The following is a 22,154-nucleotide window of genomic DNA, read 5'->3' as shown; positions in this document are numbered from 1 at the left end:
TGAGAGTTGCCGATGACTGACACCGCTGCACCCCGAGAAGACCAACTCGAAGTCCCCTGGTTCGACGACCTGCTCCCGTTCCGCGGCAGGCGCCCCGGAGGCCCGGTCGAGCTCGACCCCGAGGCCCCCGCGCGGGTCCGCGGCCTCATCGCGTCGCACGACGCCGAGCTGCGCGCCGCACTGGCCGCGCCCGAGAACCAGGACTTCGCCCCCGCGGCCCTGCGCCACCTCGACGGCGAGGCCGACGCCTACGGCGCGGGCGTCGTCGCGGTCCTGATGCGCGACTCCGACCAGCGCCGGTCGCCCTCGGCCCTGCGCCCCGAACTCGACGCCTGGGCCGCCGACCACGGCCTCGCGTTCGCCGTGGCCGCCTCGCTCGCGACCATGTCGCTGAGCTCCTCGAACCGCTACCAGCACCGCAAGAAGGTCCCGATCGCCGAGCGCAGGCTCGCGGTCGCGCAGGTCGGGCACCTCGGCGCCCTCTTCCAGGAGACCCACCTCGGCCTCAAGGCGCTGCGCGGCCTCATCGCGGCCGCCGACGAGAACGAGTACGCCGCGGTCGTCACCGCGGCCGCGGCGTTCCGGACCGGCCCCGTCGAGCGCTTCGTCACCAGCCTCGCCCTCCCCGAGCAGCGGGCCTGGGCCGACGAGGTCTGCCGCGAGTACGCGACCGTGAAGGGCTACTACAGCGACAAGATCCTGTGGGAGATCGTCTCCACCCCCGAGCAGCTCGCCGCCGCCGGCCTCACCAAACTCGAGAAGTGGGAGGCCACCACCCGCCTGACCGGCACGATCCTCCACAACCTCGGCGCCGCCAGCCTCCCGGTCCTCACCGCGAGCCTGCGCCAGATGCTCGACGCCGAGGCCCGCGCCACCCTCCTGGAGGCCCTCTGCCGCATCCCCACCGACGAGGCGATGTCCTACCTCGTCGGCAACCTCACCGAGCCGGGCGTGTACGGGGCCGCGGCGGCCGCCGCCGCCCGCTTCCCGCACCGGGCCCTGCGCATCCTCGCCCGCGCCGCCGCCGCCCCCGAACTGCGGCCCCGCCTGGCCGCCCTCGCGGCCCTCGTTCCCGCCGCGGTCCGCGACGGCCACCCCGACCGCGCCGCGATCGAGGCCCTCTTCGACGCCGCCGACATCCCCCAGGCCGCCCTCGAGGACCTGCCGCCGCTGCTGACCGCCCCGCCCTGGGCCGCGAAGCGCCCCAAGCGCAGACCGGTCGTCATCGACGGCCTCGAAGCGCCCGGCGACACCAGCGTCCACTGGGCCCCGGGCGAACGGGAGCGCTGGTCCGCCCCCGCGGTCGACTACTTCAGCAACCACACCGAGGAGGACTGGCACCAGCGCCTGCGCCACGCCGAGAAGCGCGGCGACACCCGCATGCACGGCATCGCCCTCACCTACGCGCCGGTCGCCGTCGCCGCCACCGTCCTCGAAAAGTGGGACAGCACCTTCTCGCCGTACTCGCACGGCGACCTCAACGTGATCCTCGCGCGCTTCGAGGCCGCGGTGGCGCAGCGCGTCCTGTCGGCCCTGCGCGGCCATCCGGCCCACCACGACGTGCTCGCGCCGATCCGGAGCCTGGACGCGGCCCGACTCGCCGCCGACTGGCTCGACCGCCTCAAGACCGCCCGCGCCGGCGCCGTCGCCTGGTTCGACCGGCACGGCGCCGAAGGCGCCCGCCTCCTCGTCCCCGACGCCCTCGGCGCCGACAAGAAGGCCCGCCGGATCGCCGAAGGCGCCCTGCTGCTCGTCGCGGCGCGCCACGGCGACGCCGCGGTCGAGACCGCCGCCGCCTCCTACGGCGACGAGGCCGCCGCGGCGATCCGCGACCTCCTCGACGGCGACCCGCTCGAACCGCGCGGCGCGAAGCTCCCCAAGCCCGGCGCCTGGGTCGACCCGGCGATGCTCCCGCCGGTCCTGGCCGGCGGCCGCGCGCTCCCGGCCGAGTCGGTCCGCCACCTGGTCACCGTGCTGGCCCTGACCACCCCCGAGTACCCGTACGCGGGCCTCGACGTCGTCGCCGAGGCCTGCGACCGCGACTCCCTCGCCCGCTTCGGCCGGGCCCTGTTCCAGCTGTGGCTCGCGGCCGGCGGCCCGTCGAAGGACGGCTGGGCCCTGACCCAGCTCGCCCACTTCGCCGACGACGACACCGTGCGCCTCCTGGCCCCGAAGATCCGCGAATGGCCGGGCCTGAGCCAGCACAAGCGGGCCGTGGCCGGCCTCGGCGTCCTCGGGGCCATCGGCACCGAGGAGGCCCTGCGGGCCATCCAGGGCATCGCCCAGAAGGTGAAGTTCAAGGCGCTCAAGCAGGAGGCGGGCGTCCAGATCGAGGCGATCGCCGCCGAACTGGGCCTGAGCCCCGAGCAGCTCGCCGACCGCCTCGTCCCCGACTTCGGGCTCGGCGACGACGCCCTCGTCCTCGACTACGGCCCCCGGAAGTTCACGGTGGTCTTCGACGAGCAGCTCAAGCCGTACGTCACCGACGACGCGGGCAAGCCCCGCAAGACCCTCCCCAAACCCGGCGCGAAGGACGACCCCGCGGTCGCCGAGGCCGCCTACCAGCGCTTCTCGCTGCTCAAGAAGGAGCTCCGGTCCGCCGCGTCCGACCAGGTCTCGCGGCTCGAGGCGGCCATGGTCCGCGCCCGGACCTGGAGCCCCGACGAGTTCCGCCGCTTCTTCGCCGAGCACCCGCTCGTCAAGCACCTGGCCCGGCGCCTCGTGTGGCTCGCCGAGCACGACGGCGCCCGCACCGGGTTCCGCATCGCCGAGGACGGCAGCTACGGCGACGCCGCCGACGACGCGTTCACCCTCCCCGACGACGCCGTCGTCCGCCTCGCGCACCCCATCCACATGGAGTCCCGGGAAGTCGACGCCTGGGCCGAGGTCCTCGCCGACTACGAGATCCTCCAGCCCTTCCCGCAGCTCTCGCGGCCCGTCATGGCCTTCACCGACGAGGAGCTCGCCACCGGGCACCTGACCCGCTTCGAGGGCAAGAAGGTCGACGTGGGCCGGCTCCTGGGCCTCACCAAGCGCGGCTGGCAGCGCGCCGCGCCCGAGGACGGCGGCGTCGAGCCCGGCATGCACTACCCCCTGCCGGGCGGCGGCCACGTCTCCCTCTCGCTCGACCCGGGCATCTGGGTCGGCATGATCGCCGAGAACCCCGTCCAGACCATCCAGGGCGCCCATGTCGGCCGCCGCGAGCACTACTGGTACGGCGGCACGCGCGATCACGAGCCCGTCCCGGACGGCATCGACCCGCTCACCGCCTCCGAGATCCTCGCCGACCTCACCCGCGTGACCACGCCCGCCTGACCGGGCGCCGATCCGAACGAAAAGGGCCCCGGCCGACGCCGGGGCCCTTTTTCGTACACGCGCTTCCCGGGGCGGTGTCGCACCGGGTCTCTATGCTCGTGTGGAACGCCACCGCCTCAGGAAAGACGTATATGACCGATCACGTTGCGCCCCAGTCGGATCAATCCGACCCCTCGCCCGAGTGGCGTCAATGGGCGCTCCCTCGCCGCGGCGACGGCGTCCGCCGAGTCTTCCGCATCGGCACGGTCGCCGGCCTCAACGGACTCCCCGAGCGGCACCGGCCCGACCTCGACGAGGCGCTCGCGAACGAACTCACCGACCCCGAGCTCGCCCGCCTCGCCCGCGAGCACCTCGACGGCCGGCCGAACCCGGTCGGCGCCGCGGTCGCCGGCATCGTCCTGCGCCGCACCGAGCACGCCCACGCCGACACCATGAGGGGCATGCACCGGCGCCGGGACGACCACCCCCGCGGCCTCGACGCGCAGGCCGCGGTCCGCGAGCACCTCGACGCCTGGACCGCGCACCACGGCCCGGCCTTCGCCGTCGCCGCCGCCGTCGAAGACCTCGCGGCGACCGTCACCGCGCACCACCAGGGCGGCTGCTTCGTCCGGCCCGTCGCCCCCGAGAACCTCCCGAACAAGCTCCACGTGTGGGCGCCCGACGACGGCCCGCTCGCCGCCGCCCGCACCCTGGTCGCCGCCGTCGACGACGCCGAGCACGCCCGCATCTGCGCCCGCGTCGCCGAGCACCGCGACACGCCCGTCAAGCGGCTCGCCGCCTCGCTCCTGGTGCCCGACCGCGCCGACTGGGCCGCCGAAGTCCTCGCCGAACGCGTCCTCTCCCGTGAGAGCAGGCTCGGCGAACGCCTCACCTGGTCCCTCGTCAACGGCTCCGAGCACCTGAGACTCCTGCGCCGCCAAGCCTTCGAGCCCTACTACGTCTCGCGCGAAGCCGTGGCCGAAGCCGTCGCGGGCCTCGGCCCCGACCTCCTGCCCGTCATCGTCAAGACCCTCGGCTACAAGGCCGTCAACGCCGCCGACCGCGCCGAGCTCTACAACGGCGCCGCCCTGCTGCCCACCGACGAGGCGATGACGCTCCTGCTCGACCGCGGCGCCGACCCCCGCGCCGCCGCGGCCGCGACCGCCGCCGCCGCACGCTTCCCGGACCGCGCCGCCCGCCTCACCGCCGCGCGCGCCGCCACCGCCGCCCCCCTCGAGCGCACCCGCCTGGCCGCCCTCGTCACCGCGACCCCCGCGTGCGCGGCCGCCCCCGGCCTCACCGACGCCGAGCGCGCCGCCCTCGACGCGCTCACCGCCGAGACCGCGCTGCCCGAGGCCGAACCCGGCCGGCTCCCCGGCCTCCTCGTCTCCCCGCCGTGGAACGGCCGCCCCAAGACCAAGGCCCCCCGCCACATCGAGGGCCTCACCAGCCCCGCCCCGGTGATCGTGGGACGGGCGGGGGAGTACGAGCAGGCGCTGGCGACGGAACCGGACCTCGTCGAGTGGGACGACGCGTACTGGGGCGACGACGACGCCTACACGCCCTACCTCGACGGCTTCAACGCCCGCGACAGCGGCCTGGCCCAGCTCGCCCGCAAAGGCCCCGCCGTCGCCGACGACGTGGCCGAGTCGATCCGCCGCTCCCCGTGGGCCGGCCGCGCCCTCACTCCCATCCGCAGCGGCACCGCCGCCGCGATCGCGGCCCACTGGCTCGTGCGCCTCAAGGACGGAGGCGGCCCCGCGCTCGACTGGTTCGACCGCCACGGCCCCCACGCCGCGCACCTGCTCGTCCCGCACGCCTTCGGCCCCAAGGCCTACCAGCGCACCACGGCCCGCGCCGGCCTGCGCCTCGTCGCCTGGCGCCACGGCACCGAGGCCGTGCTCCGCGCCGTCCGACCCCACGGGCCCGAAGCGGTCGCCGCGGTCGAGGCGCTCCTCGACCCCGAGCTCACGCAGCCGCTGCTGAACGCGCCCGGCTCGTGGCACTGGATCGACACCGGCCAGCTGCCGCCGGTCCTGCTGAAGGACCGCTCGGCGGTGCTGTCCGGCACCGCCCTGACCAACCTGATCGAGGTGCTCGCCCAGTGGGCGCCGCGCGTGCCCTACCCCGGGGTCGCGATCGTCACCGGACACCTCGACCGCGCCTCCCTCGCGCGGTTCTCACTCGGCCTGGCGGAGCGGTGGATCGGCGAGGGCACCCCGGGCGACGGCATCTGGACCGTCGGCCAGCTGGCGCGCTTCGGCGGCGCGGCCGCGGCCCGCCTCCTGGAGGAGCACGCGCCCCGCTGGCACGCCCGCCGCCCCGAGTGGACGGACGCCGGACTCGAAGCGCTCGCCGCGCTGCCCGCCCGGCACGCGTTCGCACCGCTCTACCGCCTGTCCCGCAACGCGAAGCGTCCCCAGGTGCGCGAGGCCGCCGCCCGCCGGTGCGCCGCCGTCGCCGACCGCCTCGGCACCGCCCCCGAGACACTGGCGGACCGGTTCGCCCCGGCCCTCGGCCTCGACCGTGCCGTGACGCTCGACTTCGGGCCGCGCTCCTTCCGCGTCGACGTGGACGACCGGCTCAACCTCAGCGTCACCGACGCGACGGGCAAGACCCGCGCCAGGCCTCCCAAGCCCGGCGTCCGCGACGACGCCGAGAAGGCCGCCGCCTCGCTCGCCCGCTACCGGCGCCTCGCCAAGGACCTCGCAGGCGAGATCGCCTTCCAGAGCGCCCGCCTCGAGGACGCGATGCACGCCGGCCGCGTCTGGGAACCGGACGAGTTCGCCCGCCTCGCCGCCCACCCCGTGCTCGGCTCGCTCGCCCGCCGCCTCCTATGGCTCGGCGAGACCGGCACCGGCCCGCAGGGTTTCCGCCTCGCCGAGGACGGCAGCCCCACCGATGTCGACGACAAGCCGTTCGACCTCGGCCCCGACGCGCGGGTCCGACTCGCCCACCCGGCGCTGCTCGGCCCCGGCCTCGCCCCCTGGACCGAGGTCTTCGCCGACTACGAAGTCCTGCAACCGTTCGACCAGCTCGCCCGCCCCGCACTGCTCCTCACCCGCGAGGAGGCCGAAAGCGGCATCCTCCACCGCTTCACCGGCCGCACCGCCGTCTTCGGGCGGCTGCGCGAGGTCATGACCTGGAAGCAGCTGTCCTGGGGCGAGTACCGCCCCGAGGGCGCCGAGTACAGGGCCTGGCGGTTCGACCGCGAACTGCCCGGCGGAGCCCGCCTGCTGGTCGAGATCGACCCCACCTTCGTCCACCCCGAGCCCGATCCGCAAGGGCGCCACCGCGTCCTCGGGATCTGGTTCTCCGCCACCAAGAACCGCCACCGCGACGTCCCGGCCCTGCGCGGCGACGCCCTCGACCCCGTCACCGTCTCCGAGATCCTGGCCGGGCTGTCCCGCGCCACCGGCCTCCTCACCTAGAAAGCCGCCATGAACGACACCGCCACTCCCGAACCGCGCCTCCAGCGCCCGCCCGCCGAGCGCCGCTACGCCGACGAGCTCGCCAAGCTCGCCGACGAGGACGACGCCCCCCGGCCCCCCGGCTGGGCCCTCAGCCTCCAGGCCGCCCGCGCCTTCATCGTCGGCGACGACTCCCGCGGCATCGCGAAGAAGTTCGTCGGCGACCCCTCCCTCATCGACCGCGCGCTCGTGACGCTGGCGACCAGCCGCGGCCTCATGCTCGTCGGCGAGCCCGGCACCGCCAAGTCGCTCCTGTCCGAGCTCATCGCCGCCGCCGTCTCCGGCGACTCCACCCTCACCATCCAGGGCGGCGCCTCCACCACCGAGGACCAGATCGCCTACTCCTGGAACTACTCCCTGCTCGTCTCCGAGGGCCCCACGCGGCGCGCGCTCGTGCCCGCGCCCCTCCTCCAGGGCATGGCCGAGGGCCGCGTCGTCCGCTTCGAGGAGATCACCCGCTGCCCCCTCGAGGTCCAGGACTCCCTGCTCTCGCCCCTGTCCGACCGCGTGCTCGCCATCCCCGAGCTCGACGGCGACTCGATGGTCTTCGCCCGCGAGGGCTTCAACATCATCGCCACCGCCAACACCCGCGACCGCGGCGTCAACGAGATGAGCGCGGCCCTCAAGCGCCGCTTCAACTTCGAGACCGTCTTCCCCATCGCCGACTTCAAGACCGAACTCGACCTCGTCGAGAACGAGGCCGCCGCCGCGCTCGCCCGCTCCGGCGTCCCCGCGCCCCCCGCCCGCGACGTCCTCGAAGTGCTCGTCCGCGTCTTCCGCGACCTCCGCACCGGCGACCAGGGGAGCGGCCGCCCGCAGGCGGTCATGTCCACCGCCGAGGCCGTCTCGGTCGCCCACGCCGTCGGCATCAAGGCCTGGTACCTGCGCGGCGGCCACGCCGAGGCCGGCGACATCGTCGACTGCATGGCCGGCGCCGCCGCCAAGGACAACGCCGAGGACCTCGCGCGCCTGCGCCGCTACCTCGAGCAGAAGGCCCCCAAGCGCAAGGGCCCGCACTGGCAGTCGCTCTACCAGGCCCGGAACCTGCTGCCCGGATGATCGAGCGCCTCCACGTCCAGGGCGTGCGGCACCACTCGCCCGCCTGCGCCCGCCTCGTCGCCGACCGGATCGAGCGCCTGAAGCCCGCCGCGGTCCTCATCGAGGGCCCCGCGGACTTCAACGACCGGCTCGGCGAACTCGCGCTCGAGCACGAGCTGCCTGTCGCGATCTACTCCTACGCCAGCGCCGACCTCGCCGTCCGGCGCTCGTGGACCCCGCTGTGCGACTACTCGCCCGAGTGGATCGCCCTCAGCGAGGGCCGCAAAGCGGGAGCCGACGTCCGCTTCATCGACTTCCCCGCCTGGCACCGCTCCTTCGAAGGCATCGAGAACCGCTACTCCGACGCCGAGCGCCGCTACGCCGAGGCCGCCGAGCGGCTCTGCGCCGCCTTCGCCGTCGACAACACCGACGCCCTCTGGGACCACCTCGTCGAGATCGCCGACCCCGAGGGACTCCCCGAACGCCTCGACGAGTACTTCGACCTGGTGCGCGGCGAGTCCGAGGCCAGCGAGTCGGACACCGCCCGCGAGGCCTACATGGCCCAGTGGATCCGGGCCGCGCTCGCCGAGACCGACGGCCCGGTCCTGGTCGTCTGCGGCGGCTTCCACGCCCCCGCGCTGCGCCGCCTCGCCGAATCCGGCGACGACGCGCGGCCCGAGGTGCCGCTCCCGGCCGAGGACACCGAGACCGGCGGGTTCCTCGTGCCCTACTCGTTCCGGCGGCTCGACTCGTTCGCCGGCTACCAGTCCGGGATGCCCTCGCCCGAGTACTACCAGCGGCTCTGGGAGGACGGCCCCGACGCCGCGGCGGGCGCGCTCATCGAGCGCATCACCTCCCGCCTGCGCCGCAAGGGACTCCACGTCTCCACCTCGGACCTCATCGGCGCCCGCAGCCTCACCGACGGCCTCGCCCGCCTGCGCGGCCACGCCCGTCCCGGCCGCACCGACCTCCTCGACGGCCTCGCCAGCGCCCTCATCAGCGACGACCTCGAGCAGCCGCTGCCGTGGACCCGCCGCGGCACCCTCACGGCCGGAACGCATCCGGTCGTGGTCGAGATGACCGCCGCCCTCACCGGCGAGCGCGTCGGCCGCCTCCACCCCGACACGCCCGCCCCGCCGCTCGTGGCCGACGCCGAAGCCGAGATCGAACGCCTCGGCCTCGACGAGCACGGCGCCCTCGCCCTCGACCTGACCAAGCCGAAGGACCTCGCCCGCAGCCGCGTCCTCCACTGCCTGCGCCTGCTGAGCATCCCGGGCGTGCGCCGCGGCGCCGGACCCACCGCGGGCGCCGACGTCACCGCCGAGGAGCACTGGACCCTCCAGCCGCACGAGGACCGCCTCCCGGCCCTCATCGAGGCCGGCGCGCTCGGCGCGACCCTCGGCGACGCCGCCCAGACCGTGCTCGAGCAGCGCGCCGACCGCGACGGCGCCCTGGACTCCCTGGCCGCCCTCCTCTTCGACGCGGCCCTGTGCGGCCGCGCCCGCCTCACCGACCGGCTCGGCCAGGCCGTCGAAGCGGCCGTCGCCGACTCGGGCGACGTCGCCGCCGTCGGCCGGGCCCTCGCGGTCGCCCTGGCGCTGTGGCGCCACGACCACCTGTTCGGCACCGCCGGAAGCGACCTGTACACCGCCGTCGTCGCGGCCGGATGCGACCGCGTCCTGTGGCTCGTCGAAGGCCTCCACGCCCCGCCCGGACCGGCCGACCTCGGCCGCCTCCAGGCCCTGTGCGCCCTGCGCGACGCCGTCCGGCACGCCCCCGGCCTGGCGCCCGCCTCCACGACGGTGACCCGCGCGGCCGACCGGATCGCGGTCGACCCGCAGGCCCCGCCGGACCTGCGCGGCGCCGCCCTGGGCCTCGCCTGGGCCCTCGGCGCCCCCGCCGACGCCGGCGCGGCCGCCGAGGGCGCGTCCGGTCCCGAGCAGCTCGGCGACTGGCTCGCCGGGCTCTTCTCCCTCGCCCGCGAAGAGGTCATCGCCGAGGAGGAGGGCGTCATCGGCGCCGTCGACGACCTCGTCGCCGACCTCTCCGACGCCGAGTTCTTCATCGCCCTGCCCGCCCTGCGGCAGGCGTTCGCGATGTTCCCCCCGCGCGAGCGGGGCCTCATCGCCCAGCGCGTCGTGGCGCTGCGCGGCGGCGGCGACGCCCGCGGCCTGACCGCGCGCCTCGCGGTCGACCCCCTCACGGTCGCCGCCTCCATGGCCCTCGATGCCCGCGTCGAGGACGTCCTCGCGCGCGAGGGCCTCCTCTTCCCGTCCCCACTGACCGAGCGGAGTCCCGATGGGCGCTGAACTCGAACGCTGGCGGCTCATCCTCGGGCCCGCCGCCGAAGGCGCCACCGGCGGCCTCGGCGAGGAGAACGCCGGGCGCGACGCCGCCCTCGACTGGCTCTACGGCCGCGACGACGACCTCGGCAAGCGCGACGTCCGCCGCGGCGGCGCGCGCTCGGGCGAGCGCGGCGCGGGCGACGAGCCCTCGATCCTCACCACCGTGGACTGGCTCGACGCCGTCCACCGGCTCTTCCCGAAGGAGACGATCGAGCGGCTCGAACGCGACGCCGTGGAGCGCTACGAGATCCACGACGTCCTCACCGACCCCGAGGTGCTCGCCCGCATCGAACCCAACCCGGCCCTGCTCAAAGCGGTCCTGCGCACCAAGCACCTGATGAACCCGCAGGTCCTCGAGGCCGCCCGCCGCATCATCGAGGAGGTGGTGCGTCAACTCGTCGAGAAGCTCTCGGTCCAGGTCCGCACCGTCTTCACCGGCAGCCGCAACCGCCGCCCCAGCCGGCACCGCCGCGCCCGCGACTTCGACCTCAAGCGCACCCTTCAGGCCAACCTCAAGCACTACCGGCCCGAGGAGCGGCGCGTCGCCATCGAGCGCCCCCACTTCCACTCGCGCACCTCCAAGCGCCTGGAGCAGTGGCAGATGATCCTGGTGGTCGACCAGTCCGGCTCGATGGCCGGCTCGGTGATCCACTCGGCCGTCACCGCCGCCTGCCTCTACGCCCTCCCGGGCCTGAAGACCCACCTGGTCGCCTTCGACACCGCCGTCGTCGACCTCACCTCCGAAGTGGACGACCCCGTCGAACTGCTCATGAAGGTCCAGCTCGGCGGCGGCACCGACATCTCCCGCGCCGTCGACTACGCCGCCGGGCTCATCGAGAACCCGCGCCGCTCGATCGTCGCCCTCATCACCGACTTCTACGAGGGGGGCAACCCCTCCCGGCTCGTCCACACCACCAAGCAGCTGTGCCAGCAGGGCACCCAGTTCCTCGGCCTCGCCGCCCTCGACGAGGACGCCAACCCCAACTACGACCGCGAACTCGCCGGGCGCATGGCCGCCGTCGGCGCCCACATCGGCGCCATGACCCCCTCCCACCTGGTCGAGTTCGTGGCCGAAAGGCTCGGCACGTGAACGGCGAACCCGGCCCCGTCCCGCCCGGCTGCGCGACCGCGCCGCGCCCGTCCGCCCGCCGCCGTGCGGCGCAGTCCCCCCGCACCCGCTCCGCGCCGCGAGGGCTCCGCGACCGCCGGCCCCTCGCCCGACACCGCAGCCTCCCCGGAAGGAGCCCCCGCCGTGTCCAGAAGTGACCTCCTCGCGCTCACCGCCGACGCCCTCGCGGCACTCGCCAACCGGGGCCTGGTCAAACGCGCCGCCAAGGACCTCGACGCCGGCACCGCCCCGGTGCTCGAACTCGACGGCGACGGCGCCCTCACCGCGGTCTTCCCCGACGGCGCCACCGCCGTCCTGCCCGCCTCCGGCGGCCTCGACACCGCCACCTGCACCTGCGGGGCCCCCGGCAAGTGCCGCCACCGCGTCGGCGCCGTCCTCGCCTACCAGCGGCAGGCCGCCGAGCCCGCCGGCACCGAAGCGGCCGAGACCGAGAGCGCCCCTCCCGAACCCGAGGCCGCCGCCACCCCCGCCGCGATCACCGACGACCAGCTCCGCGACGTCCTCGGCCCCCACGCCCTCAAGGCCGCCGAGCAGACCCGCCGCGCCGGCTACACCGCCCGCCTCACCTGGCCCGGGCCCGACCGGCCCGCCGTCGCCGAACTCCCCGCCGCCACCGTGAGCTTCCTCGTCCCGGGCCTCGGCTACGTCCACACCGACGCCACCGGGCCCGCCCGCGCCGCCGCCATCGTCCTCGCCGTCTGGGCCTTCCGCGAAGGCGAGGCCGACCAGTCGCCCACCGTCAGCGTCGGCGGCGCCGACTCCGAAGCGGGCCTCGCCGAAGCCCTGCGCCTCACCGAGCAGGTCCTCCTCGACGGCGCGGACGGCGCCGACGCCGTCCTGCGCGCCGCCCTCCAGCGCGAGGCCAAGGCCCTCGCCCGCCGCCGCGCCCACTGGCCCGCCGGCGCCATGGGCGACCTCATCGACCAGCTCCAGCGCTACGAGGACCGCTCGGCCGCCTACGACCCCCAGCGCCTCGCGGCCCTCCTCACCGAGATCCCCGCCCGCGCCCGCGCCGCCGCCCACCCCGGCGGCGCCCCCGCCGCCCAGGTCCTCGGCAGCGAGGAGGCCGACGCCACCCCCCTGACCCTCGTCCGCCTCACCGGCCTCGGCGCCCGCATCGGCACCGACGGCGACCGCCGCACCCTCGAGCTCTACTTCGCCCAGCCCGAGACCGGCATGGTCCTCGCCATCCAGCGCGACTGGCCCCTCCCCGAGGGCGAGGCCCTCACCGGCGCCGAACTCGCCGGGCGCCGCCTCGCCGGGTGCAAGATCGGCGCCCTGGCCGGCGGCAACACCGTCACCGAGGCCGCCACCCGCACCGCCGCCCGCGCCCTCAAGCTCGGCACCGGCCGCCTCGCCAAGACCCAGGTGCTCCCGCTCGGCCTGGCCTGGAACGACCTCCCGGCCTCCCTGCGCGCCACCGACCTCGACGCGCTCGCCGCCGAACTCGCCGACCGGCCGCCCTCGCTGGTGCGGCCCCGCGTCGCCGCCGAGTCCCTGCGCGTCATCGCCGTCGAGTCCTGCGAACTCCTCGGCTACGACCCCGCCTCGCAGCGCCTCGAGGCGATCGTCACCGCGCCCGGCGGCGGCACCGCCCGCCTGCGCATCGAGCACCGCGCGGCCGCCCCCGGCGCCCTCGAGGCCGCCGAGCGGGCCCTCGCGGACCGCCCGCTCGCCGTCGCCGGGCACCTCCACCGCCATCGCGGGGAGCTCATCGTCGAGCCCACCGCGATCCTCACCGCCGAGGGCCCCGTCGTCCCCGACCTCGCCCCCGGCGACGACGCCGGCGAGCTCGCCGCGGGCGGCGACGGCCCCGCGAGCGACCCCGTCTCGGCCGCGATCGACGGCGCGATCACCGCCTGCGCCGACCTCGCGCACCAAGGGCTGCGCCGCTCCCGCGAGCCCTCCCGCGCCCGCGTCGAAGCCGCCGCGGCCGAACTCCAGCGCGTCGGCCTCCAAAGGGCCGCAAACGATTTCGTCCAACTGTCCAAAGCGTTGGGCGAGGACGACGAGTCCGCGAAATGCGCCGCCTGGACGGCCGCCGCCGTCCGGACGGCGGTCACCGCTGAGCTACGATGACCGCCTGGGCAATCCCCAGTCTTTGAATCCAGCCACTCACATCTCCGGTGGAACCATCCGTTCCGCGTTCGCAGAGTCGGCGATCACCATCGAAGCAATGAGGCTTTCAGTGCCATCTCAACCTGTGATCGACCTGCAAGACCCGATCTTCCTCGCCCACCGGGGCGGCAAACTGCGCACCTCCACCACCGTCCCGCTCGACAGCCGCGAGGACCTCTCGGTCGCCTACACGCCCGGCGTGGCCCGCGTCTGCGAGGCCATCGCCGCCGACGAGTCCCTGGCGCGCACGCACACCTGGCGCTCCAACCTGGTCGCCGTCGTCACCGACGGCACCGCCGTGCTCGGCCTCGGCGACATCGGCCCGGCCGCCTCCCTCCCCGTCATGGAGGGCAAGGCCGCGCTCTTCCGCCAGTTCGCCGACGTCGACGCCGTCCCGATCTGCCTCGACACCAAGGACCCCGACGCGATCGTGGCCGCCGTCGCGGCCATCGCGCCGTCCTTCGGCGGCATCAACCTCGAGGACATCTCGGCGCCGCGCTGCTTCGCGATCGAGGACCGCCTCAAGGCCATGCTGGACATCCCGGTGTTCCACGACGACCAGCACGGCACCGCCGTGGTCGTCCTCGCCGCGCTCACCAACGCGCTGCGGCTCCAGGAGCGCCGCGCCGAGGACCTCACCGTGGCCGTGGTCGGCGCGGGCGCCGCCGGCGTCGCGATCACGAGGATCCTCACCGAGGCCGGCGTCGGGGACATCGTCGTCTGCGACTCGACCGGCATCATCCACCAGGGGCGCGACCGGCTCAACCCGGTGAAGGAGCGCCTCGCCGAGGCCACGAACCGCGACGGCCGCAAGGGCGAGGTCGCCGAGGCCCTGCGCGGCGCGGACGTCCTCGTCGGCGTCTCCGGCGGCCGCGTCCCCGAGTCCGCCCTCGAGGGCATGGCCGAGAACGCGATCGTCTTCGCGCTGGCCAACCCGACGCCCGAGGTCGACCCCGCGGTCGCCGCGCGCCACGCCGCCATCGTGGCGACCGGCCGCAGCGACTTCCCGAACCAGATCAACAACGTGCTCGCGTTCCCCGGCATCTTCCGCGGGGCGCTCGACGCCGGGGCCGAGCAGATCACCGAGGCGATGAAGCTCGCCGCGGCCCAGGCCATCGCGGACATCGCGGCCGAGGACCTGGCCGCCGACCGGATCGTGCCCTCGCCGCTGGACCCGCGGGTCGCCCCCGCGGTCGCCGCCGCCGTGAAGGCCGCGGCCTGACCGGACGCCCGACGCCGGATCGCGGCTCCTACGGATCTGCGGTCCGGCGGGCCTTCCCGCCGCTCCGCTCACGCGTCCAGCAGCGCTGCGAGGGACGCGATGACTTCACGGCCTTCGGTCTGCGCCGCCCATTCGCGCGGCAGGGCGCCGTGCCCGTAAGCGGCACCGTAGAGGTTGCCGAGGATCGCGCCGGTCGAGTCGGAGTCGCCGTCGTGGCTCACGGCGGCCACGAGCCCGGCCCGCACGTCGCCGGTCCCCAGGAAGCAGTAGACCGCGATCGCCAGCGCCTCCTCGGCGACCCACCCCTCCCCGAGCGGGGCGCAGGTGTTCGGCGCCGGCGGGACGTTCCCGGCCAGCTCGTAGGCCTGCTGGAGCGCGTCGAGGGTCTCGGAGCGGTCGAGGCTCCGCCGCAGGTGGAGCATGGTCGCCGACACCGCCCGCTGCGGCGACTCGCCGTTCGACAAGTGCGCCACCATCATCGCGAAGGCCCCGGCCGAGGCTCCCGCCGTGGGGTGGCCGTGGGTGAGCGCCGAGCACCGCTCGGCCAGGTCGAAGGCCGCCTCCGGCCCGTACCGCAGCCCGAACGGGGCCGAGCGCATGACGGTCCCGCAGCCCTTCGAGTTCGGGTTCACGGCGAGGCCCCGCCAGTCCGCGCCGCCGGCCCGGTCGTGCGCGGCGAGCCCGGAGATGCAGGCGTTGCCGGGCGCGCGCCGCGCGTACAGCCACGGCTGGGCCACGAGCCCCTGCGATCCCATGGGCGGCATGGGTTCCCGCTGGGTCTGGAGCCACCGCAGGTAGGCCTCGCGGACCGCCTCCACCTCCGCGCCCGGCTGCGCGAGCAGCAGGCCCTCGACGGTGAACAGGGTCATCTGGGTGTCGTCGGAGACCCGGTTGCAGCGCATCTCGGTGACGCCGCCGGGCCCGTAGTCCTCTTCGATCCGGGACCAGGACTGGAACTCGACCTGGTATCCGAGGGCGTCCCCGACGGCGCCGCCGACGAGGCAGCCGAGGACGCGGTCGGCTCGCGTGATCGTTGCATGCACGCCCGGATTGTATGGGGGCCTTGCCCGCGGCGCTTCCGCCGTTCGGCGCGGGACGCCGGACCCTTGACCGAGTGAGCGTTAACATGCACAATGCATTGACATGTTTCAACGCCATCCTCCGCAAAAGGACGAGACGATGAAGTTTCCGACCAGCACGAGAGCGGTGACCGTCGCAGCGGCGGCGGCCGTCGCGATCTCCTCCCTCACCGCGTCCGGAGCCGTCGCTCAAGAGGCCGACGTGCGCATCGACGTCGACCTGCGCGACGCCACCCCCATCTCCGACGACCTCTACGGCCTGTTCTACGAGGACATCAACCACGCCGCCGACGGCGGCCTCTACGCCGAGCTCGTGCAGAACCGCTCCTTCGAGTTCAGCCCGGCCGACGAGGGCTCCTACCACCCCCTGACGGCCTGGGAGACCGCCTCGGGCTCCGCCGCCGTCGCCCACGGCGACCCCCTCAACGACGCCAACCCCTCCTACGTCAGCGCCGCCGCCGGGACCGCGCTCGTCAACGCCGGCTACAACGCCGGCATGGCCTTCACCGCGGGCGACGACTACGACTTCAGCGTCTGGGCGAGCGCCGACGCCCGCACCGAGCTCGAGGTCGTCCTCGTCGACGCCGACGGGACCGCCCTCGCCGACCCCGAGACGGTCCGCGTCCGCGGCGGCGGGGAGTGGCGGCAGTACGAGACCGAGCTGGAGGCCGACACCGGCTCCACCACCGGCCGCCTCCAGGTCACCGCGGCGGGCGCGGTGGACCTCGACATGGTCTCCCTCTTCCCCGAGGACACCTACAAGGGCCGCGAGAACGGCCTGCGCGCCGACCTCGCCGAGCTCATCGCCGACCTGAATCCGTCCTTTCTCCGCTTCCCCGGCGGATGCATCGTCAACACCGGCTCCTTCGACCCCGAGAGCCGCGAGCGGGCCTACGACTGGAAGGACACCGTCGGCCCCGTCGAGGAGCGCCCGGCCAACCACAACTTCTGGGGCTACAACCAGTCCTACGGCCTCGGCTACTTCGAGTACTTCCAGTTCGCCGAGGACATCGGGGCCGAACCGCTGCCCGTCGTGCCCGTGGGCGTGACCGGCTGCGGGGACTCCGCCGAGATCACCGATTCCGAAGAACTCGACCGCTGGGTCCAGGACACACTCGATCTAGTGGAGTTCGCCAACGGCCCCGCCGACTCCGAATGGGGCTCGCTGCGCGCCGCCATGGGCCACCGCAAGCCCTTCGGCCTCGAGAAGATCGGCCTCGGCAACGAGGAGTACAAGGAGCAGTACTACGCCAACTACCCGGCGTTCCAGGAGGCGATCCGCGAGGCCCACCCCGACATCGAGATCGTCGCGAACTCCGGTGTGGACGACTCGAGCGACGTGTTCGACCGCAGCTGGGAGTTCGCCCGCGAGCAGGGCGCCGACCTCGTGGACGAGCACTACTACAACTCGCCGGAGTGGTTCTTCTCCAACAACGGGCGCTACGACTCCTACGACCGCGAGGGTCCGCACGTCTTCGTCGGCGAGTACGCCTCCCGCTCCAACACCTGGTGGAGCGCCCTCTCCGAGGCCTCCTACCTCACCGGCATCGAACGCAACGGCGACGTGGTCGACATGGCCTCCTACGCCCCGCTGCTGTCCAACATCGACTACGTCGACTGGGCCCCGGACATGATCTGGTTCGACAACCACCGGACCGTCAAGTCCGCCAGCTACGAGGTGCAGCACCTGTTCGCGAACCACACCGGCGACGAGGTCCTGGCCTCGGCCCTGGACGCCTCGCCGATCGCCTCACCGGACATCGCCGGCGGCATCGGCCTGGCCACCTGGAACACCGCCGCGACCTACGACGACGTGAAGGTCACCGGCGCCGACGGCGCCACCCTCTTCGAAGACGACTTCGCCGACGGCGCCGACGCCTGGACCCCCGGCGGCAACGCCGCGGGCGCCTGGGAAGCGGCCGACGGCGCCTACCGCCAGACCGCCCTCGTCGAGGACGCCCGCAGCACCGCCGGCTCGGCCGACTGGTCGAACTACACCATGGAGCTCAAAGCGACCAAGACCGCCGGCAGCGAGGGCTTCCTCGTCATGTTCGGCGTCGAAGGCTCGGACGACTACTACTGGTGGAACCTCGGCGGCTGGAACAACACCACCTCCGCGGTCGAGAAGTCCTCCGGCGGCGGCAAGTCCACGCTCGTCAACCACGACACGGTGATCGAGACCGGCCGCACCTACGACCTCAGGATCGAGGTCTCCGGGCGCACCATCACCGGCTACGTCGACGGCGCCGAGGCCTTCAGCGTCGTGGACGAGGAGCAGATCGAACCGCTCTACCAGGTCGTGACCCGCGACGAGCGCACCGGCGAGATCACCCTCAAGGTCGTCAACGCCCAGAGCGAGTCCGTCACCACCGACGTGAACCTGGAGGGCCGCCGCCTGCGGGACAAGGCCGAGGTCACCACCCTCCAGTGCGACCCGGGCTGCGACAACGTCCTCGGCCAGGAGCAGGTGGTCCATCCCGAAACGGAGCAGGTCCGCGACCTCGGCAACGAGTTCACCTACGAGTTCGAGCCCTACTCGGTCACCTTCATCACCCTGAAACCACAAGGGCGCCATTGAGAAGAAGCGGGGGGGCGGGGGGGGGGCCGGGGGGGGGCGGGGGGGGGGGGCGCGCGGGGGGGGCGGGCGGCGGGGGGGGGGGGGGGGGGGGGGGGGGGGGGGGGGGGGGGGGGCCGGCGGGCGGCCCCCCCCCCCCGCCGCGGGGGCGCCCCCCCCCCCCCCCCCCCCCCCCCCCCGCTTCGCGTTCGCGGGGACATGACGGACACCGGCCGCCGAGGGCCCCGGCGGCCCCCGGTGGGCCGAGTGCGCCGATGGCCCCCGGAATCCGGGGGTTCGCCCCGGTCGGGCTCGTTTCGGCCGACGGCTCCGCTTTTGCACGGCGCCCACATAGGAGCATTTCCGGCACTTCGAACGTTGCCGAATCGTTGCGCAACCAGGCGATTCTCTCTCGCGTTTCACTACTGCCCCCACTCGACGGGGCGGCGGACGCCCGGATCCGGGCGACCCCCTCCACGGTCCTCGCGGACTCGTGGCCGCCGCCCCCCGCCCGCAGACCCCCCAACGGAGAGACGACGTGCACATCAAGCAATCACTCAAACGCCTGGCGGCCCTGCTCGGCGCCGCCGCCGTGGGCACCGCCGCCGCGGCCGCCGTAGCGGTCCCGGCCCAGGCCGAGGACAGCCACCGAAGCGGCGCGCGCACATGGTTCAGCGTCACCACCGACGTGTGGGGCGAGGCCGAATGCAAGTCCGGCGAATGGCATGTGACCTGGTACCTCGAGGACACCTCCGAGACCGACCGGTCCTACGACCACAACGTCATCTCCGTCGGCTACCAGACCGAGGGCGACAAGCAGTGGCAGTGGCACGGCCCCGACTTCGAGTCGGGCGCGACCCTCGCGGCGGCCGCCGAGGTGCCCGCGAACGGTGAGGGCGCCCTCTCCGGCACGCAGGTCCTCCCCGGCGACACCGAGTGGGTGAGGCTCGCCGCCCCGACCCTCGCGATCACCACTTCGGGCTTCCCCGCCCTCAGCGCGACGCTCGGGTTCTCCGACAAGCTCCTCCTCGGCGAGTGCACCCTCGAACCCTCCGCCGCGACCGTGACCTCCAGCTGCACCGAGTTCACGGTCCTGCTGGAGGTGCCGCAGAACGGCCGCACCACCGAGTTCGCCGTCGCCACCGCCGCGGGCGAGGAGACCCACACGCTCGCGCCCGGCGAGTCGACCACGGTCACTGTCCCGATCGACTACGACCGCGGCAGCGAGGACCCGCGGCTCGAGGTCACCTGGCCCGACGGCTCCTCCGAACTGGTCCTGGACGACTACGGGACCGCGTGCGTCGGCCTCGCCGAGGTCGCCGTGGTCGCCGACTGCATCGAGTTCAAGGTCGTCCTCTCGGTCCCCGAGAACGGCCTGACCACCGAGTTCACCGTCGCCACCGCCGCCGGCGAGGAGACCCACACGCTCGCGCCCGGCGACGCGCCGCTCGAGCTGTTCCCCCTCGTCGCGTACGACGGCCAGACCGAGCCGTGGCTCGAGGTCACCTGGCCCGAAGGGTCCGTGCCCTTCGCGTTCGAGGACTACGACGCCCAGTGCATCGCCTACTCCGACCTCACCGGCACGCTCTGGTCCGAGTGCGACTCGGTGGGCTACGAGTTCCTCAACACCGCCGTCCAGAACGGCGGCGTCCCCTTCGACGTCCGCCTCGAGCCCAGCACGGGCGACGCCGTCCCGCTGACGATCGAGCCCGAGGCCCACGTCGAGGGCGCCGTCCCGGTCGCCGGCGACGGGGAGTTCAGCGTCGACGTCTACATCGACGACGAGCTCGAGGACACCTTCGTGTGGGAGTACGACGCCGCGGCCTGCGACGGCACCCCGCCGCCGACCGGTGAGGAGTCCACCCCGGTCGCGCAGGAGCAGCTGCCCACGACCGGCTCGTCCCTGACCGTCGCGGTCGTGGCCGCGGCCGCGCTCGCCGCGGCCGGCGCCGCCGTCTACATCGTCATGCGCCGCCGCCGCACGGCCGGGACCTGGTAGACCCCGCGACACGACAAAGGCGGGCCCCGGCGCATGCCGGGGCCCGCCTCATCGTTGCGGCGTTACGCGTCGCGCTTCTTGAACAGGGTCCACGCGGCGGCGATGATCGCCGCGGCGAACACCGCGAACACCGCGCCCGAGCCCCACCGGTCGAAGAACCCGTAGTCCAGGCCCATGCCCATGTCGGCCGAGCCGACCGTCATCAGCAGCGACCCGGCCGTGAACGGCAGGAACTTGACCACCGGCACCAGCCAGTCGAGCGCCGGCAGCACCGACAGGCCGACGATGACGTTCTCGATGATCAGCGGCATCAGGAAGATCACGACCAGCGCCGACGGGACGCCGCGGAACAGCAGCCCCAGTCCGAGCCCCACCAGCATGTAGATCAGCGTGTACACCACGTACCCCAGCAGCGCCGACCGCACCGGGTCGTCGAACAGGCCCGGGACCTCGCCGAAGAACACCATGAGCACACCGGTGTTGACCGCCATGGACACCACGGTGACCGCGACCGTGGCCGCGGAGACGACCAGGATCTTCGCCAGGATCAGGCGCGAGCGCTGCGGCAGCGCCGTGAGCGTCGGCTGGATCGTGCCGTGCCGGTACTCGTGGCCGGTCGCGAAGATCCCGATGACCGCCATGAACACCGCCAGGAACGGGATCCCGAACGAGGCGCCGCCGTTGACGGCGACCGCGATGATCTCCGGCACCAGCTCCTCGTCGCCGGCGGCGAACCCGAGGATGACCGGGATCAGGGCGGCGGCCAGCAGGCCGATGCCCACGAGCCAGTAGGTGGACCGCAGCGTCGTCAGCCGGGTCCATTCGTAGCGAAGGGCGTCAAGCATTCGGGGCACCACCGGTCTGGACAGCGGGGACGGTCGGTTCGGCCGCGATGAACTCCTCGGAGGCGCCCGTCGCGGACATGAACGCCTCTTCGAGGGAGGCGCTGCGGGTGGACAGCTCGGACAGTTCGACGCCCTCGGTGAACGCGAGGTGGCCGACCGCGCCGATCTCCATGCCGGAGACGACCAGTTCGCCGTCCTTGCCCTTGGCGACCTCGGCCCCGGCGCCCTCCAGGGCGGGCGCGAAGCCGTCGGCGGCGGGGCTGCGGACGATGACGGTGGACTGCGTGAACTCGCGCACGAACTGGTCGACGTCGCCGTTGAAGATCATCGTGCCGCGGCCGATCACGACCAGTTCGTCGGCCATGAGCTGCATCTCCGACAGCAGGTGGCTGGAGACGAAGATGGTGCGGCCCTCGGCGGCGAGGTGCTTGAGCATGTCGCGCATCCAGTGGATGCCGTGCGGGTCGAGGCCGTTGGTCGGCTCGTCGAGCAGGAGGATCCCGGGGTCGCCCAGGAGCGCCTGGGCGAGGCCGAGGCGCTGCGCCATGCCGAGCGAGTAGCCCTTCGGCTTCTTCCGCTTCACCGAGGCGAGGCCCACCAGCTCCATCACCTCGTCGATGCGCGCGTCGCCGACGCCGTTGGCGCTGGCGAGCATCCGCAGGTGGTTGCGGGCCGAGCGGGTCGGGTGGAACGGCTTCGCCTCCAGGAGCGTCCCCACCTTGTTCATGGGGCGGCGGATGTCGGTGAACCGCTCGCCGTCGAAGCGGGTCTCGCCCCCGCCGTGGTCGAGGCCGAGCATGAGGCGCATGGTCGTGGACTTGCCCGACCCGTTGGGGCCGAGGAATCCGGTGACGACGCCGGGTCTGACGTCGAATGAGAGCTGGTCTACGGCCACCGTGTTCCGGTAGCGCTTGTACAGACCCTTCGCGGTGATCAAGAGGGGCTCCAGTTCTTAGTGGCTCTGGTTCGCGGGTCGGGGACGAGGCCAGTCTATGGACGGCGGCGGCGCCCGCGCATGGGCGCGCGGACCGATTTCCGGGTCCCCCTCAGGGAGGAGCGGC

At 74.0% G+C, this 22,154-nt stretch carries 12 protein-coding genes; 9 read left to right on the top strand and 3 right to left on the bottom strand.

Annotated features, from left to right (window positions below; genetic code table 11):
- Positions 1-12 precede the first annotated feature (12 nt).
- The 7 genes from LO763_RS14670 to LO763_RS14640 all read left to right on the top strand — a co-directional run bounded on the left by LO763_RS14670 (position 13) and on the right by LO763_RS14640 (position 14,616).
- Positions 13-3,315, top strand: a complete 3,303-nt coding sequence (locus LO763_RS14670) for a DUF4132 domain-containing protein (RefSeq protein ID WP_230603332.1) — start codon at positions 13-15, stop codon at positions 3,313-3,315.
- A 131-nt stretch (positions 3,316-3,446) separates the two neighbouring features.
- Positions 3,447-6,725, top strand: a complete 3,279-nt coding sequence (locus LO763_RS28985; protein ID WP_255672486.1) for a DUF4132 domain-containing protein — start codon at positions 3,447-3,449, stop codon at positions 6,723-6,725.
- A 9-nt stretch (positions 6,726-6,734) separates the two neighbouring features.
- On the top strand, positions 6,735-7,823 hold the full coding sequence (locus LO763_RS14660; protein ID WP_230603330.1) for an ATP-binding protein: 1,089 nt from the start codon (positions 6,735-6,737) through the stop codon (positions 7,821-7,823).
- Positions 7,820-10,111, top strand: coding sequence for a DUF5682 family protein (locus LO763_RS14655; RefSeq protein ID WP_230603328.1), 2,292 nt, complete (start codon positions 7,820-7,822; stop codon positions 10,109-10,111). The genes LO763_RS14660 and LO763_RS14655 overlap by 4 nt, the downstream gene beginning before the upstream one ends.
- Entirely contained in the window at positions 10,101-11,237 is a 1,137-nt protein-coding gene (locus tag LO763_RS14650; RefSeq protein WP_230603326.1) for a VWA domain-containing protein, read from the top strand. The genes LO763_RS14655 and LO763_RS14650 overlap by 11 nt, the downstream gene beginning before the upstream one ends.
- A gap of 162 nt (positions 11,238-11,399) precedes the next feature.
- Positions 11,400-13,355, top strand: coding sequence for a YehQ family protein (locus LO763_RS14645; RefSeq protein ID WP_230603324.1), 1,956 nt, complete (start codon positions 11,400-11,402; stop codon positions 13,353-13,355).
- A gap of 97 nt (positions 13,356-13,452) precedes the next feature.
- A complete protein-coding gene (locus LO763_RS14640) occupies positions 13,453-14,616 on the top strand; it encodes an NAD(P)-dependent malic enzyme (RefSeq protein ID WP_369431994.1) in 1,164 nt (387 codons plus the stop codon).
- 68 nt (positions 14,617-14,684) lie between these two features.
- Here LO763_RS14640 and LO763_RS14635 read toward each other — a convergent pair whose 3' ends face one another.
- Positions 14,685-15,659, bottom strand: a complete 975-nt coding sequence (locus LO763_RS14635) for an ADP-ribosylglycohydrolase family protein (protein ID WP_230603320.1) — start codon at positions 15,657-15,659, stop codon at positions 14,685-14,687.
- Between the two features lie 136 nt (positions 15,660-15,795).
- Here LO763_RS14635 and LO763_RS14630 point away from each other — a divergent pair, with 136 nt between their 5' ends.
- A complete protein-coding gene (locus LO763_RS14630; protein ID WP_230603318.1) occupies positions 15,796-18,273 on the top strand; it encodes an alpha-L-arabinofuranosidase family protein in 2,478 nt (825 codons plus the stop codon).
- A 514-nt stretch (positions 18,274-18,787) separates the two neighbouring features.
- A complete protein-coding gene (locus LO763_RS29865; protein WP_230603316.1) occupies positions 18,788-20,248 on the top strand; it encodes an LPXTG cell wall anchor domain-containing protein in 1,461 nt (486 codons plus the stop codon).
- Positions 20,249-20,310: 62 nt separating this feature from the next.
- Here LO763_RS29865 and LO763_RS14620 read toward each other — a convergent pair whose 3' ends face one another.
- A complete protein-coding gene (locus tag LO763_RS14620; RefSeq protein ID WP_230603314.1) occupies positions 20,311-21,093 on the bottom strand; it encodes a DUF2705 family protein in 783 nt (260 codons plus the stop codon).
- Positions 21,086-22,030 carry an ABC transporter ATP-binding protein gene (locus tag LO763_RS14615; protein ID WP_230603312.1) on the bottom strand — a complete coding sequence of 315 codons (945 nt, stop codon included), beginning with the start codon at positions 22,028-22,030 and terminating at the stop codon, positions 21,086-21,088. Before LO763_RS14615 ends, LO763_RS14620 begins: the two co-directional genes overlap by 8 nt.
- Between the last annotated feature and the right edge of the window lie 124 nt (positions 22,031-22,154).

Origin of the sequence: Glycomyces amatae, from assembly GCF_020991375.1 — a bacterium.
GTDB lineage: Bacteria > Actinomycetota > Actinomycetes > Mycobacteriales > Micromonosporaceae > Glycomyces > Glycomyces amatae.
Note: the sequence above shows the minus strand (reverse complement) of the source record. Positions and strands in the feature narration are given on the sequence as shown.